The sequence below is a fragment of the Pseudomonas sp. P4_C3 genome (genome assembly GCF_056402075.1).
Genome location: NZ_JBFUIC010000642.1, coordinates 1 through 1,202, shown reverse-complemented (window position 1 = coordinate 1,202; position 1,202 = coordinate 1). Strand labels below are relative to the sequence as shown.

Sequence of the window (1,202 nt, the reverse complement as noted above, 5' to 3'; positions counted from 1 at the left end):
TCAATGTGGCGGGGTGTCAGGAACTCATTTACCGAAATCTGCATGGATGCACCTATTTTCTAGCCCTTACTTGGAGTAGAGCTCGACAATCAGGCTTTCGTTGATGTCGGCGGACAGATCACTGCGAGCTGGAACGTTCTTGAAAACGCCCGACTTCTTCTCAGTGTCTACTTCTACCCATTCTACGCGGCCACGTTGGGCACACAGATCGAGAGCTTGGACAATGCGAAGTTGATTTTTTGCTTTCTCGCGAACAGCGACCACGTCACCAGCACGAACCTGGTAGGACGGAACGTTAACGGTCTGACCGTTTACGCTGATCGACTTGTGCGATACCAGCTGACGGGATTCGGCACGAGTCGAACCAAAGCCCATACGGTATACAACGTTGTCCAGACGGCATTCGAGCAGTTGCAGCAGGTTTTCACCGGTTGCACCTTTCTTGCCAGCAGCTTCTTTGTAGTAGCCGCTGAATTGACGCTCGAGAACGCCGTAGATACGACGGACCTTCTGCTTTTCACGCAGTTGGGTGCCGTAGTCGGACTGGCGACCGCGGCGTTGGCCGTGGATACCAGGTGCTGCTTCAATGTTGCACTTCGATTCGATCGCGCGCACGCCGCTCTTCAGGAAGAGATCGGTGCCTTCGCGACGAGCGAGTTTGCATTTTGGACCAATGTAACGAGCCATTCTTTACAATCTCCTGGATTACACGCGGCGCTTCTTCGGCGGACGGCACCCGTTGTGCGGGATTGGCGTCACGTCGGTGATGCTGGCGATCTTGTAGCCACAGCCGTTCAAAGCGCGGACTGCGGATTCACGACCTGGACCTGGACCTTTGACGTTGACGTCGAGGTTTTTCAGGCCGTATTCCAGCGCAGCTTGACCAGCACGTTCAGCAGCTACTTGAGCAGCAAACGGGGTGGACTTGCGGGAACCGCGGAAACCCGAACCACCGGAGGTAGCCCAGGAAAGAGCGTTACCTTGACGGTCGGTGATGGTCACGATGGTGTTGTTAAAAGATGCATGGATGTGGGCGATGCCATCAACCACTGTCTTTTTAACTTTTTTACGAGGACGAGCAGCAGGTTTTGCCATGATTAAATTCCTGTCGATTCGCTGGGGCGATTACTTGCGGATCGGCTTACGCGGACCTTTACGGGTACGCGCGTTGGTCTTGGTACGCTGACCGCGTACTGGAAGAC

General features: G+C 54.6%; 2 protein-coding genes and 1 pseudogene. All 3 read right to left on the bottom strand.

The window, feature by feature from the left end; all coding sequences use genetic code 11:
* Positions 1–66: 66 nt before the first annotated feature.
* On the bottom strand, positions 67–687 hold the full coding sequence (rpsD, locus tag AC1DVH_RS31425) for a 30S ribosomal protein S4 (RefSeq protein ID WP_003176404.1): 621 nt from the start codon (positions 685–687) through the stop codon (positions 67–69).
* 18 nt (positions 688–705) lie between these two features.
* Positions 706–1,095: a 30S ribosomal protein S11 gene (rpsK, locus tag AC1DVH_RS31420; RefSeq protein ID WP_002555466.1), complete on the bottom strand. Its 390-nt coding sequence runs from the start codon at positions 1,093–1,095 to the stop codon at positions 706–708.
* A gap of 30 nt (positions 1,096–1,125) precedes the next feature.
* Positions 1,126–1,202: pseudogene (locus AC1DVH_RS31415) on the bottom strand (30S ribosomal protein S13); the annotation flags it as partial.

Bases quoted from the DNA above. Each gene is read 5' to 3' on its own strand.
- rpsK (WP_002555466.1), bottom strand. From the start codon at position 1,095: ATGGCAAAACCTGCTGCTCGTCCTCGTAAAAAAGTTAAAAAGACAGTG.
- rpsD (WP_003176404.1), bottom strand. From the start codon at position 687: ATGGCTCGTTACATTGGTCCAAAATGCAAACTCGCTCGTCGCGAAGGC.